Source organism: Streptomyces sp. NPDC127119, assembly GCF_042677425.1.
Lineage (GTDB): Bacteria > Actinomycetota > Actinomycetes > Streptomycetales > Streptomycetaceae > Streptomyces.
Window position 1 is genome coordinate 45,736 of the sequence record NZ_JBHXTO010000028.1, and the last position, 12,527, is coordinate 58,262.

At 72.3% G+C, this 12,527-nt stretch carries 13 protein-coding genes; all 13 read left to right on the forward strand.

What is annotated here, in order from left to right; translation table 11 throughout:
- Nucleotides 1-275: 275 nt before the first annotated feature.
- The 13 genes from ACFVH5_RS15530 (at nt 276) to ACFVH5_RS15590 (ending at nt 12,438) form a co-directional block, all read left to right on the forward strand.
- Nucleotides 276-1,778, forward strand: a complete 1,503-nt coding sequence (locus ACFVH5_RS15530; RefSeq protein WP_385834200.1) for an AMP-binding protein — start codon at nt 276-278, stop codon at nt 1,776-1,778.
- Complete coding sequence (locus tag ACFVH5_RS15535; protein ID WP_385834201.1) at nt 1,775-2,065, forward strand: phosphopantetheine-binding protein; 291 nt, start codon at nt 1,775-1,777, stop codon at nt 2,063-2,065. Before ACFVH5_RS15530 ends, ACFVH5_RS15535 begins: the two co-directional genes overlap by 4 nt.
- A gap of 9 nt (nt 2,066-2,074) precedes the next feature.
- The gene (locus ACFVH5_RS15540) at nt 2,075-2,452 is read left to right on the forward strand and encodes an ectoine synthase (protein ID WP_385834202.1); all 378 of its coding nucleotides are present in this window, start codon (nt 2,075-2,077) and stop codon (nt 2,450-2,452) included.
- Between the two features lie 40 nt (nt 2,453-2,492).
- Nucleotides 2,493-3,689, forward strand: a complete 1,197-nt coding sequence (locus tag ACFVH5_RS15545) for an acyl-CoA dehydrogenase family protein (RefSeq protein ID WP_385834204.1) — start codon at nt 2,493-2,495, stop codon at nt 3,687-3,689.
- A complete protein-coding gene (locus tag ACFVH5_RS15550) occupies nt 3,686-4,390 on the forward strand; it encodes a transglutaminase family protein (RefSeq protein ID WP_385834205.1) in 705 nt (234 codons plus the stop codon). The genes ACFVH5_RS15545 and ACFVH5_RS15550 overlap by 4 nt, the downstream gene beginning before the upstream one ends.
- A 1-nt stretch (nt 4,391) precedes the next feature.
- Nucleotides 4,392-5,759, forward strand: coding sequence for a TrpB-like pyridoxal phosphate-dependent enzyme (locus ACFVH5_RS15555; protein ID WP_385834206.1), 1,368 nt, complete (start codon nt 4,392-4,394; stop codon nt 5,757-5,759).
- On the forward strand, nt 5,756-7,045 hold the full coding sequence (locus ACFVH5_RS15560) for an ATP-grasp domain-containing protein (RefSeq protein ID WP_385834208.1): 1,290 nt from the start codon (nt 5,756-5,758) through the stop codon (nt 7,043-7,045). The genes ACFVH5_RS15555 and ACFVH5_RS15560 overlap by 4 nt, the downstream gene beginning before the upstream one ends.
- Nucleotides 7,046-7,082: 37 nt before the next feature.
- Nucleotides 7,083-7,592 carry a hypothetical protein gene (locus tag ACFVH5_RS15565; RefSeq protein WP_385834209.1) on the forward strand — a complete coding sequence of 170 codons (510 nt, stop codon included), beginning with the start codon at nt 7,083-7,085 and terminating at the stop codon, nt 7,590-7,592.
- A gap of 3 nt (nt 7,593-7,595) precedes the next feature.
- Nucleotides 7,596-8,114: a cobalamin-dependent protein gene (locus tag ACFVH5_RS15570; RefSeq protein ID WP_385834210.1), complete on the forward strand. Its 519-nt coding sequence runs from the start codon at nt 7,596-7,598 to the stop codon at nt 8,112-8,114.
- Nucleotides 8,111-9,571: a methylaspartate mutase gene (locus ACFVH5_RS15575; protein ID WP_385834211.1), complete on the forward strand. Its 1,461-nt coding sequence runs from the start codon at nt 8,111-8,113 to the stop codon at nt 9,569-9,571. The genes ACFVH5_RS15570 and ACFVH5_RS15575 overlap by 4 nt, the downstream gene beginning before the upstream one ends.
- A complete protein-coding gene (locus ACFVH5_RS15580) occupies nt 9,568-10,812 on the forward strand; it encodes an ATP-grasp domain-containing protein (RefSeq protein ID WP_385834213.1) in 1,245 nt (414 codons plus the stop codon). Before ACFVH5_RS15575 ends, ACFVH5_RS15580 begins: the two co-directional genes overlap by 4 nt.
- 49 nt (nt 10,813-10,861) lie before the next feature.
- On the forward strand, nt 10,862-12,049 hold the full coding sequence (locus ACFVH5_RS15585; RefSeq protein ID WP_385834214.1) for an MFS transporter: 1,188 nt from the start codon (nt 10,862-10,864) through the stop codon (nt 12,047-12,049).
- A 119-nt stretch (nt 12,050-12,168) separates the two neighbouring features.
- Nucleotides 12,169-12,438, forward strand: a complete 270-nt coding sequence (locus ACFVH5_RS15590; protein ID WP_384807175.1) for a GlsB/YeaQ/YmgE family stress response membrane protein — start codon at nt 12,169-12,171, stop codon at nt 12,436-12,438.
- Nucleotides 12,439-12,527: the final 89 nt, after the last annotated feature.

Sequence of the window (12,527 nt, forward strand, 5' to 3'; positions counted from 1 at the left end):
TCCGTACATCGCGCAGGCCGTGCCGTCGTTCCACGAAAGGGGCAGCACATGCATTTCCCGCGGAACTGTATTGCGGTCCCGTTCCGGAGAGAAAATCCGCGGCACCGGCAATCCGACGCCTGCTCGGCGTCGAATAGCAGAAGACACTGCCACCCGCTCATATCTGTTCGCCGCAGGTCTCTTCAGAGTTTTTAAGATCCCTTCAGGCGTGCAACCGCCGCTTCACCGGCATGCGGCTGCCCCGAAAGAATCCAGGAATTGGCGGTACGGGCACCATGCTCGATTCCCTCGCGCAGGACATCCTCGCGCACGACCGGCGCACCCCTGACGCTCCGGCGCTGCTGTGGAACGGCAGCACGCTCACCTACGGCGGGCTGGCCGCGCTCGCGGACACGGCCGCCGTCCGGCTCGCCGCGCCGGACCTCCGCGGGGACGCCCCCATAGCGGTCCGCGCGGTGAAGTCCCCCGCGTCGCTCGCCCTGGTGCTGGCCTGTCTGCTCGCCCGGCGGACCGCTCTGCTGCTCTCCCCCGACCTGGGCCGGCTGGCCGCGGCCCGGCTGGCGGAACGGGCGGGCTGCGTCGGCCTGCTGGCGCCGGGCGCGGACGCGGAGGCCGCGCTCGAACCGGTCCCGGCGCCCGCCCGGCCCGCGCCACCCGGCTCCGCCCTGCTGCTCACCACCTCGGGCTCGACGAAACTGCCGAAGACCGTCTGTCTGAGCCACACCGCGCTGGACCGGTTCACCCGCTGGGCCGGGAGCGCCTTCCCTCTCGGCGCGGGCCACCGGGTGCTCAGCTACGCCCCGCTGAACTTCGACCTCAGTCTCTTCGACGTCTGGGCGACCCTGCGGCACGGCGGCTGTGTGATCCCGGTGGACCCCGGCCGGGCCGCCGATCCGCGTCACCTGGCAGGGCTGTTCAGGGAGACCGGGCCCGAGGTCGTCCAGGCGGTGCCGATGCTGTTCCGGCTGCTGGCCGGGGCCGGGCCGGACGCGGAGCCCTTCAGCTCGGTCCGCCATGTGCTGCTCACCGGCGAGCACACCCCGCGTTCCCTGCGCGGCCGACTGGCCCGGTTGTTCCCGCGGGCGGAGTTCCACAACGTGTACGGCTGCACGGAGACCAACGACAGCCTGCTGTACTCGTGCGGCGCGCGGGAGGTGGCCGACCTGGAGGAGCTGCCGCTGGGCGGTCCGCTGCCGGGCGCCCGTGTCCGGCTGGTCGGCGACGGCCGTGAACTGGAGGGGCCCGGCACCGGCGAACTGTTCGTGCACACCCCGTTCCAGGCGGACGGCTACCTGGGCGCGGACGACGGCGACGACAGGTTCGTACGTCCCGCGCCGGGCACCTCGGAGCCGGTCTGGTTCCGGACCGGCGATCTGGTCCGGCGCGACAGCGAGGGCGGGTTGACCCTCGTCGGGCGCGACGACTTCCAGGTCAAGGTGGGCGGCGTCCGGGTCAGCCCGGAGGCGGTGGAGCAGGTGGCGCAGAGCCATCCCGAGGTCATGGAGGCAGCGGTGGTCGCGCTCGCGGCGCCCGGCCCCGGCACCCGCCTGCACGCCCTGGTGCGGGTCGCCCCCGACTGCGCGGTCACCGGCCTGCAACTGCTCACGCACTGCTCCGCCTGGCTGCCCCGGGCGGCCGTCCCCACCGTCCACCTCACCCGCGAACCACTGCCCACCGGCATCACGGGCAAGGTCGACCGCGCCCGGGTGCGGTCCGTCCTCACGGCCGGGCACCACGCCACGCCGAACCGACCCACGCGACCGGAGTCCTCAGCATGAACCTGCGGCACGAGATCACCCAGCACATCGTCGCCACCTACCTGCCCGACACCTCCGCCGCGGACCTGGAGCCGTCGCTCGACCTGTTCGACACGGGGGTGGTGAACAGCCTCCAACTGCTGGAGCTCATCGGCTGGCTGCGGGAGCGCTACCGCCTCCCGATCGAGGACCTGGACCTGTCGCTCCAGTCCTTCCGGTCGGTGGCGGCCATCCAGGACCTCATCGAGACGAACACGCCCACCGGCACCGGTGACACCGCCGGCGCCTCCGGCGGAAAGACGCACTAGGGGAACGACATGCTGATACGCACGAAGGAAGAGGCTCCGGTCGTCGAGTGGGGCAACGGCCTGAGCCACCGCCTGCTGCTGCGGGCCGACCGGATGGGCTTCTCCTTCTGCCACACGGTGGTACGGGCGGGCACGAAGTCCCGCCTTGAGTACCGCAGGCACCTCGAGGCCTGCTACTGCATCACCGGGCAGGGGTGGATCTCCCTGCCCGACGGGAGCGCCACCCATGAGCTGCGCCCGGGCGTCCTCTACGCCCTGGACCGGCACGACGCGCACTTCCTGATCGCCGCGCCGGGCGCCGACCTGGAGCTGATCAGCGTCTTCAACCCGCCTCTGCGGGGCGACGAACGGCACAACCTGGACCAGGACGAGTTCTCGCACTACTGACGGGCCACCGGCCACTGAACGGGTTACTGACGGGGTCACCATGAGGCACTGGACAGACGAGCAGAGGGCGCTGCGGACCACCGCGGAGGCCGTCGGCGCCGACCTGGGCGCCGGACATGTGGAGCGGGACACGCACGGCGAGTTCGCGTGGGACGGCTGGAGACACCTGCGCGGCATCGGGCTCTTCGGGACGCCGTTCGACAGCGCCTGGGGCGGTGCGGGCCTCGACCTGCCGACCTTGATGTACGTCTTCGAGGGCCTGGGATACGGGTGCCCCGACGCCGGGCTCGTCTTCTCCGCGTGCACCCACATCGTGAGCACCGGTGTTCCTCTCCAGCGCTTCGGTTCCAAGGAGCTGAAGGCCCGCCACCTGCCGAGGGTGTGCGCGGGCGACGTGATCGGGGCGCACGCGATCACCGAGCCGGACGGCGGCTCCGACGTGCTGGCGATGCGCACCACGGCCAGGCGGGACGGCGAGGAGTTCGTGCTCGACGGCAGCAAGGCCTTCGTGACCAACGGTCCGATCGCCGACCTCGTGGTGGTGTACGCCCGTACCGGAGCTCCCGGACACCTCGACGGCATCACCGCGTTCCTGGTCCCGACGGACACCGCGGGCGTGGCGCACGGCCGCCCCCTGACCAAGATGGGCCTGCGCACGTCACCGCTGTCCGAACTCTTCCTGTCGGACGTCCGGATACCCCGCTCGCACGTGCTGGGCACGGTGGGATCCGGGTTCCTGGTCCTCGACGAGGTCATGAAGTGGGAGATCCTCTGCGGCTTCGCCGGGATCCTCGGCGAGATGCAGCACCGGCTGGAGCGCTGCGTCGAACACGCCCGCGGACGCAGCCAGTTCGGCCGGCACATCGGCGCCAACCAGGCGGTCTCGCACCGCATCGTCGACATGCAGATAGGCCTGGAGACCTCCAGGAAGTGGCTCTACGACACGGCGGACAAATTCACCGCCGGGCAGAGCGTCGCCACCGACCTGGCCATCACCAAGCTCGTGGTGAGCGAGGCCAACGTCGCCTCCGCGCTGGCCGCCGTGCAGATCTTCGGAGGACACGGCTACACCGCGGAGTACGGCCTCGAAGGGGACCTGCGCAACGCGGTCGCCGGAACGATCTACTCGGGCACCTCCGAGATCCAGCGCGAGCGGCTGGCGGCCTTCCTGGGACTGACCCGGGCCGCGGCCCGAGGGGTGAAGGACGCCCGAGGTGTGAAGGAGCAGACGACATGACGACCGGGATCCGCACGGGGCTGCGGCCCACGCAGTTCCTGGACCACGAGTCCCCGGTGGTGCGGGAGTTCGTGCGCGAAGCCCTGCGCACGACGGATCCCGGCAGTCCGGTGGATGCCGCCGTGGCCCTCTACTACGCCGTCCGCGACGGCATCCGCTACGACGTGTACGACTGCGACCTGTCCGCCGACGGCCTCCGGGCCAGCAGCGTCATCGAACGCGGCGCCGGGTTCTGCGTCCACAAGTCCATCGTCTACGCCGCCGCGGTACGCGTCGTCGGCATCGAGAGCCGGCTCGTCTACGCGGACGTGCGCAACCATCTCGCCTCGCCGCGGCTGCGCACGCTGATGGGCGGTGACGTCTTCCGCTTCCACAGCCTGACCTCCGTACGGCTCAACGAGGCCTGGGTCAGGGCGACTCCGGTGTTCAACGCACTGCTGTGCACGCTGTACGGCATCAAGCCGCTCGACTTCGACGGACGGGCGGACAGCTACTACCACCCCTACGACGAGCAGGGCCGGCGCCACATGGAGTTCCTGGCCATGCGGGGCGAGTTCGACGACTTCCCGTACGCGGAGGTCGTCGGGGGCATCCGGGAGGCGCACCCCCTGCTGTTCGCGGGCTCGCACACCACGACCACGGGCTCGCTCGTGTCCGAAGCGACCGAAACGACCGGCACGGACCCGGTGGAGGGACCCTGACATGCGAAGGACGAAGTTCCTGCTGGGCGAGGAAGACACGCCCACGCACTGGTACAACCTCGCGGCGGACCTGCCGGGGGGCCCGCTGCACGCCGCCCTCAACCCCGCGACCCGGGAGCCGCTGACCCGCACGGAGATGGCGGCCACCATGCCCGAACCGCTGATCGACCAGGAGTTGAGCACCGCCCGGGAGATCGAGATACCCGAGGAGGTGCGCCGTATCTACACCTTGTGGCGCCCCTCCCCCTTGGTGCGGGCGCACCGGCTGGAGCGTGCCCTGGACACCCCGGCCCGTATCTACTACAAGTACGAGGGTGGCGCCCCGACGGGCAGCCACAAGCCCAACACCGGTGTTCCGCAGGCGTACTACAACAAGCTGGCGGGCCGGACCGGGCTGGTCACCGAGACCGGCGCCGGTCAGTGGGGCAGCGCGGCGGCCCTGGGCGCGGCGTTCTTCGGCATGACCGCCAAGGTCTTCATGGTCAAGGTGAGTTATCGGCAGAAGCCCTACCGCCGGGCGCTGATGGAGACCTACGGCACCGAGTGCGTGGCGAGCCCCAGCACACGGACGGCGGTCGGCCGCAAGATCCTCGCCGACGACCCGGACAACCCCGGCAGCCTCGGCATCGCCACCTCCGAGGCGTTGGAGACGGCCGCCGGGGACCGGTCACTGGGGTACGTGCTCGGCAGCGCCGCCAACCATGTGCTGCTGCACCAGACCGTGATCGGCCAGGAGGCCGTGCGGCAGATGGAACTGGCCGGGGACCACCCGGACGTCGTCATCGGCTGTGCGGGCGGCGGCAGCAACCTGGCCGGGCTGGCCTTCCCGTTCCTGGGCGCCCGGCTGCGGGGCGGCAGGCCCGTGCGGATCATCGCCGTGGAGCCCGCCGCCTGCCCCACCCTGACCCGGGGGACGATCGCCTACGACTACGCCGACTCGGCCGGGCTCGGCCCGCTGTTCCGGATGCACACCCTCGGCCACGGCTTCGTACCGCCGCCGGTGCACGCCGGAGGGCTGCGGGCCCACGGCATCGGCCCTGCGGTGAGCCGGGCCGTCGAGGACGGGCTGATCGAGGCGACGGCCGTGGGCCAGGTCGCCTGCCTGGAGGCGGGCGTCCGGTTCGCCCGTACCGAGGGCATCCTGCCGGCCCCGGAGTCCACCCACGCCCTTCGGGTCGCCATCGACGAGGCGCTGCGCTGCCGCGAGGAGGGGCGCTCCCGGGCCATCCTGTTCGGCCTGTCCGGACACGGGCACTTCGATCTGGCGGCCTACCAGAAGTACGCCGCGGGCGAGTTGACCGACGGCGAGGCCGACAGCCACGGGCTGGCGCTGGCCGCCGCCGGCATCCCGGGGGCGGGCGTGGCATGAGCGCCCGGCCGTCCCCCGCCTACGCCGCCCGCGCCACGGACCCGGCCACCCGGGTCGCCGTGGTGGACGCCGACGGCATGGGCGCCTTCCTGCCCGGCGCGCTGGCCCGCGAGGGCGTACGGAGCGTCCTGGTGCGGTCGGACGCCCCGAACCCGCACCTGGCGAACCAGCCGGACCGGACCGACCGGCCTCCGGAGGTCACGCACCGCGGTGACCTGGCCGCCACGGCCGACGCGCTGCGCCGGTACGGGGTGGACCGTGTCGTCGCCGGCGCCGAGTCGGGCGTCCTGCTGGCCGACGCGCTGTCCGCCGAACTCGGCACGCCGGGCCATGGCATGAGCCGGCCGTCGGCCCGGCGGGACAAGTACGAGATGGCCTGCGCGGTGCGGGAGTCCGGGCAGTCCACGGCGGCGTGTCTCGCGACCGACAGCGCCGACGAGGTGGTCGCGTGGGCACGCGGGCACGGCCGGTGGCCGGTCGTGCTCAAGCCACTGGCCAGCGCCGGTACGGACAACGTCCTGTTCTGCCGTTCGGAGGCGGAGCTGCGGGCCGGGGTCGCGGCCATCACGGCCGGCCGCGACCGGTACGGCGGCCGGAACGTCGCCGTGCTCGTCCAGGAGCATCTGGCGGGCGCGGAGTACTTCGTCAACACCGTCAGCAGCGGTGGCGTACACCATGTGGTCGAGGTGTGGCGCTATCACAAGCGGCCGGTCGGCGACCGGCCGATGTACGACCACGAGGAGCCCGTGCCCCCGGACGACCCGGTGGTCGGCGTGCTGACGGCGTACACGCTGCGGGTGCTCGACGCGCTGGAGATCCGCAACGGGGCGGCCCACACCGAGGTGATCACGACCGGGCGGGGGCCCGTCCTGGTGGAGTGCGCGGCACGCCACGGCGGTTCGCACACGCCGTCCGTGGTGTCGCGGTTCCTGGGCACGGACCAGCTGGCGTGTCTGGCGCGCGCCCTCGCCCACCCCGAGGAGGCCGCGCGCGGGCAGCTGCCGCGCTATCGGCCGCGCGCCCATCTGCGGTACGTCACCCTCCGCTCGCCCCGGACCGGCGGCCCGCTGTCCGCCGAGCGGTTCGCGCCGGTACGCGCCCTGGGCACGTTCGTCGAGATGGCGCTGACCATGCCGGAGGGCACCGTGCTGCCGCGCACGACGGACCTCGCCTCGTCCCCCGGCTACGTCTACCTGGGCTCCGCCGACCCGGCCCGCGTGGCGGCGGACCACCGGCGGCTGCGCGCGCTGGAGCGCGCCGACCTGTACGAGGGCCCCCGGCGGTAGGGGCCGCCAACCCACCCGGCGAAAGGCATGGAGACCAATGATCAGGACGAACGAGACCCTTTCCGGTCTCTCCGAGTACCCCGCCAACTGGACGCACACCGCCAAACTGATCTTCCCCGGCCCGCCGTTGGCCGTACCGGGGGCCTGTCTGAAGTGGTACGACATCCGCCGCGCCGACGACAAGGCGGCCCCGCACGTCACGGACGAGGCCCGCACGTTCCTGACCGGGCAGGTCGCGGCCGAGGAGCTCGATTTCCGGGGGGAGTTGGGGTTCGTGCTGCTGCACCTGGACGGCGGCAAGTACTACATGCTCGTCTGTGTGTGGCGGGACCGGGACGAGATGTGGCAGAGCCTGTTCCACAAGGACGACGGCGGTTTCCTGCCCTACCCGCCCAAGCCGGGACTGCTGCGGCCCACCCAGAACGTCGTCGAGCTGGACGCCACCTCGCACGAGCGGCGCGGCTGGTCGCGCTATCTGCGCTCGGCCCGTGACACCGCCGCGAAACAGGCGTACCTGGACGACGCGTGCACCGGGGAGCTGGTGTAGCCGATGCCGTGGACGACAGCGCCGCCCCGGAGGCTGGTCATCCTCGGGGTGGCCGCGAGCGACTGCCATGTCGTGGCCAACCAGCTCATCGCCCGCTTCCTGCGGGACGAGGGCTTCGAGGTGGAGAACCTCGGGGCCTGCACGCCCGTCGAGGAGTTCGCCCGGGCCTGCGTACGGCGTCCGGAGGCGGAGGCGCTCCTGGTGGGCAGCCTGAACGGGCACATCCACGAGGATCTGCGGGGCCTGCGGGAGGCGAAGAGGTCGGGGCGCGTCCACTGCCCGGTGGTGGTCGGCGGGAACCTCTCCGTGGGAAGCAGCAAGAGTCTGTCGTCGGACCGGCGGCTGTACGCCCTGGGGGTGGACCGGATCGTCCGCGACCCGGCCACCCTCCCCACGGTGCTGGCCGAACTGCGCACCGCGGGCGGGCACTTCACCGTCGACCGGGCCGTCGCGGATCGCGCCGTCTCCGGGCAGGCCGTCGGCGCGCAGCCCGCGTGGTCCGGACCCGCCCGCGTCTCATGACCGGGCCGCCGTCGGCCGGGCACTCCGGGGTCGCGGGTCCCGGCCGGAGCACCGGATCCGGGACGGCCCTCCCGAGTCTGCGGGAGTCCGTCGCCTACGTCGCCGCGCTGGGCAAGCCCGGTGTGGCGCAGGTCCTGGCGGCGGCCCGCAACCGCGGCCGGGTGGCGGTCCAGCCCCGGTGCGGGGTGGCCCGGCACGACGGCATGCGGGCCCTGTTGCGCTCCCTGGAGGCGGAGGCCGCACCGGACGTGCTCAGCCTGACCGTCGACTCGCACACCCGGCTGCGGCGCTTCGAGGAGGCGGAGCGGCTGCTGGGCACCCGCCCGCAGGAGCTCAACGGCTACCCGCTGGTGGCCCACGGCTGGCGGCGGGCCCGGGACCTGAACGAGGCGGTCGCCGCGCCCCTGGAGGTACGGCACGGCTCGCCCGAGCCGCAGCGGCTCTTCGACGTGGCCGTGGCCGGAGGGATCACCTCGTTCGAGGGAGGTGGCATCTCCTACAACCTGCCCTACTCCAAGCAGGTGCCTCTGGCGGTGTCACTGGCGGCCTGGGACCGCGTGGACCGTCGCTGCGGCGAACTGGCCGAGCTGGGACTGGTGGTGGACCGCGAACTGTTCGGCACGCTCACCGCCGTCCTGGTCCCGCCGTCGATCAGCCTCGCGGTCAGCGTGCTCGAAGCGGTACTGGCCGCGCGGGCCGGAGTGCGCTGCCTGTCGGTCGCGTACCCCCAGGGCGGCCATCTGGAACAGGACGTGGCCGCGCTCACCGCCATCCCCGTACTCGCCGAGCGCTATCTGCCGCCGCACGTCGCGGTCCACCCCGTACTGCACGAGTTCATGGGCGTCTTCCCCCGCGCGCGCCGCCACGCCGAGGATCTGATCCTGTACGGCGCGCTGGTGGCCCGGCTGGGCAGGGCCTCGAAAATCATCACCAAGACCCATCAGGAGGCGGCCGGAATCCCGGACGTGCGGGCGAACATCGAAGGGGTGCGGCTGGCCGACCGGGCCAACTCCCCGCTCCTGGACTTCCTCTCGGCGGACGAGGACCGGGTCCGCGAGGAGCGCCGCTGGATCCTGGCGGAGGTCGCCGAGATCGTCGGACCGGTGCTGGAGGGGCGCGCGGCCACGTCCGCGGCGGTCGCCGGGGCGATCGTCGAGGCCTTCGCCGACGGCACGCTCGACATCCCGTTCAGCGCCAGCCGTTTCGCGAGGTCGCAGATCGTCCCCCGCCGCGACCCCGAGGGGGCGATCCGGTACCTGCGCGCGGGGGCCCTGCCTCTGTCCGCGGAGTCGCTGCGACGCCAGCGCGACCTGCTGGCGGGGCCGCACGGCTCCCTGCCACCGTCGGCGGCCTCGCTCCCCGAGATCCTGCTCGCCGACATCAACTACTTCCCCAGCCTGTTCCGCGAGGAGCCCGAAGTCCGCGATGAACCCGAAGTCCGCGAGGAGCCCGAATGAGGAATCCCAAGCGCGTCCTGCTCATCGGCGGCACACCGAAACACCTGCGGAAGGCGGCGGACCTCGGACTCGGGGTGGTGTACGTCCAGTTCGAGGACGAGTTCGCGCCCGAGCAGCGGTCCCTGGCCGAGGCCGTCCTCCTCACCGACTACACCGACTGGCGGTCCCTGCGACCGCTGGTGGAGTCGGCGTACGAGAACTGGGGCTTCTCGGCCGCCGTGTCGCTCACCGAACCCGGGCTCGACCCGGCCGCCCGGGTGAACGACCTGCTGGGTCTCGGCGGAACGCCCTACGAGGTCAGCCACCGCTTCACCGACAAGTGGCTCATGCGCCGCCGGCTCGCCGACGGACCACAGGTGGGCGCCCGCCGGGTCGCCGCCGAACTGCTCACCGAGGACGCCGACTTGGACCGGTTCGGAGCCGCGCACGGCTACCCCTTCATCGTGAAGCCCACCAGCGGCACGGCGAGCTTCGGCGTCGTCAAGGTGGAGGGCGCGGATGCGCTCGCAGCGGCCCGGCAGCGGATCCGGCGGCTGCACACGGCCACGGAACATCCGCTGACCGGTGCGTACGACATCGAACAGTTCATGATGGAGGAGTACGTCCCGGGGCCGCTGTACAGCGTGGAGACCTTCAGCTTCGACGGGCGGCACGTGGTGCTCACCGTCACCGAGGCCATCACCCGGCCGCGGACCCACGTACACGTGGGCCACGCCCTGCCGGCCCGGCTGTCCGCCGAGGACGAGGAGCGCATGGCCGACACCGCCCGGCGGTTCCTCCGGGCGATGGGGTTCCGGGACGGCCCCGCGCACACGGAGATCATCCTCAGCCCGCAGGGCCCGGTGATCTGCGAGTCGCAGAACCGGGTGGGCGGTGCCCTGCTCACCGACATGATCGACGCCGTGTACGGGCACGACGCACAGTCCCTGGCCCTCTCCTGGGCCCTGGGTCTGGCGGACCCGCTGCCCGGGCGCCCGGTGGCCCGGGGCGCCGCCGCGAGCTGGCTGGTGGTGGCCGAGGAGGGCAGGGTCGAGCGCGTCGAGGGTGTCGACCGGGTACGCGCCGACCCGGACACCCTCGCGGTGAGCCTCGGGGTGGCTCCGGGTGACCTGGTGCGCCCGTTGGAGGGCCAGTGGGACGGCCTGGGCCACATCTCGGCTCTCGGCCCCGACACCGACGCCGCGATCGACGCGTGCCGACGCAACCTGCGGGAGATCAGGATCCACACCCGTGCGGCCTGAGGACCGGACACGACGGCGGCGCGGTAGCAGCAACTCACAGCCTTCGTTGGTGACTTGGCCGCTGATGCTGCGGCTGGTCACCATCGTCGGAGCCTCCGCCAGTTTCTTCCTGCTGCTGTCGGTCGTCCCTCTGTACGCCGAGGAGTCCGGGGGCGGGAGCGGCGCGGCGGGGCTGTCCACGAGCGCGCTGATGCTGGCGACCGTCTGCGGCGAACTGGCTGCGCCCCGCCTCACGGCCCGCTTCGGCTACCGTCTCGTGCTGGCGACCGGGCTGGTCCTGCTGGGCGCGCCCTCGCTGCTGCTGACCGTGTCGCACAGCGTGGGCTCGATCGTGGCCGTCTGCCTCGCGCGCGGTGCGGGCTTCGCGTTGACCGTGGTCGGTGGCGGCGCCCTGACGGCGGTGCTGATACCCCCCGAGCGGCGCGGCGAGGGCCTGGCCCTGGTGGGTGTCGTATCCGGGGCGCAGTCGGTGGTGGCTCTCCCCCTGGGCGTGTGGCTGGCCCAACACGCCGGATTCAGCGCGGTGTTCGTCGTCGCGGCCGTTCTCCCGCTCGCCACCGTCCCCGCGGTGGCCGGCCTTCCCCGGCGTGAACCGGCCGCGCAGAAGCCGTTGGGCATGGTCGACGGTTTCCGCACCCCGGCGCTGGCCCTGCCGGCCGCGGTCTTCGCGACCACCGCGCTGGGGGCGGGGATCATCGCCACGTTCCTGCCGCTGGCCGTGCCACCGGACCGGGCGGGACTGGTCTCGGCGGCGCTGTTCCTGCACACCGCCGCCGCGATCGGGGCCCGCTGGGTGGCGGGCCGGTACGGCGACCGCCACGGTCCTGCCGGTCTGGTCGTCCCCGGTCTGCTGCTGTGCGCCGGCGGCATGCTGGCCACCGCGCCGACGGGCAGCGCCGCGGCCGTTCTCGTCGGCATGGCCCTCTTCGGCACCGGCTTCGGCATCGCGCAGAACGCCACCCAGACACTGATGTACGCCCGCGTTCCCCCGTCGGGCTACGGCGTGGCCAGCGCTCTGTGGAACTTCGCCTACGACGCGGGGATGGGCCTCGGCGCCGTCTTCTTCGGCCTCCTCAGCGCGGGAACGAGTTACTCGGTGGCCTTCGCCGCGACCGGCGCCCTCATGACGGCCGCACTGGTCCCGGCCTGGTACGACCACCGGCTGTTCCACCCAGGCGCGTCCACCCCCGAAACCCCGTCCGACGCGAAGGACCGCTCCACGGACTCACGCTCGTGACCGACTCGGCTTGGCCCCCGGCAACCTGTGAATCTGACGAACCCGTGTTTGAAAACGCCGGCACGGAACACTCGGATGTCCTGACACAGTCTTTATACGACCAGGTAGGAGACACAATCATGGGCATCATCGCCTGGATACTCATCGGTCTGCTCGCGGGCCTCATCGCCAAGGCGCTCATGCCCGGCAAGGACCCGGGCGGCATCATCATCACGATGCTCATCGGTATCGCCGGAGGTCTCCTCGGCGGCTGGCTCGGCAAGGTGATCTTCGGCGTCGACTCCATCGACGGCTTCTTCGACATCTCGACCTGGATCGCCGCCATCGTCGGCTCGCTCATCCTGCTCGCCCTGTACCGGGTCATCGCGGGTAACCGCCGCCACGCCTGACCCCGCGCCCGCAAGCGCTGCACCAGACGGCTCCGCCCTCCCACCGGGAGGGCGGAGCCGTTTCGCACGGCGGACCACTCCGGGCGCGA

Coding starts and splice junctions, on each gene's coding strand:
- ACFVH5_RS15590 (WP_384807175.1), top strand. CDS start 12,169: ATGGGCATCATCGCCTGGATACTCATCGGTCTGCTCGCGGGCCTCATC.
- ACFVH5_RS15550 (WP_385834205.1), top strand. CDS start 3,686: ATGACGACCGGGATCCGCACGGGGCTGCGGCCCACGCAGTTCCTGGAC.
- ACFVH5_RS15560 (WP_385834208.1), top strand. CDS start 5,756: ATGAGCGCCCGGCCGTCCCCCGCCTACGCCGCCCGCGCCACGGACCCG.
- ACFVH5_RS15535 (WP_385834201.1), top strand. CDS start 1,775: ATGAACCTGCGGCACGAGATCACCCAGCACATCGTCGCCACCTACCTG.
- ACFVH5_RS15580 (WP_385834213.1), top strand. CDS start 9,568: ATGAGGAATCCCAAGCGCGTCCTGCTCATCGGCGGCACACCGAAACAC.
- ACFVH5_RS15555 (WP_385834206.1), top strand. CDS start 4,392: ATGCGAAGGACGAAGTTCCTGCTGGGCGAGGAAGACACGCCCACGCAC.
- ACFVH5_RS15570 (WP_385834210.1), top strand. CDS start 7,596: ATGCCGTGGACGACAGCGCCGCCCCGGAGGCTGGTCATCCTCGGGGTG.
- ACFVH5_RS15575 (WP_385834211.1), top strand. CDS start 8,111: ATGACCGGGCCGCCGTCGGCCGGGCACTCCGGGGTCGCGGGTCCCGGC.
- ACFVH5_RS15545 (WP_385834204.1), top strand. CDS start 2,493: ATGAGGCACTGGACAGACGAGCAGAGGGCGCTGCGGACCACCGCGGAG.
- ACFVH5_RS15530 (WP_385834200.1), top strand. CDS start 276: ATGCTCGATTCCCTCGCGCAGGACATCCTCGCGCACGACCGGCGCACC.
- ACFVH5_RS15565 (WP_385834209.1), top strand. CDS start 7,083: ATGATCAGGACGAACGAGACCCTTTCCGGTCTCTCCGAGTACCCCGCC.
- ACFVH5_RS15540 (WP_385834202.1), top strand. CDS start 2,075: ATGCTGATACGCACGAAGGAAGAGGCTCCGGTCGTCGAGTGGGGCAAC.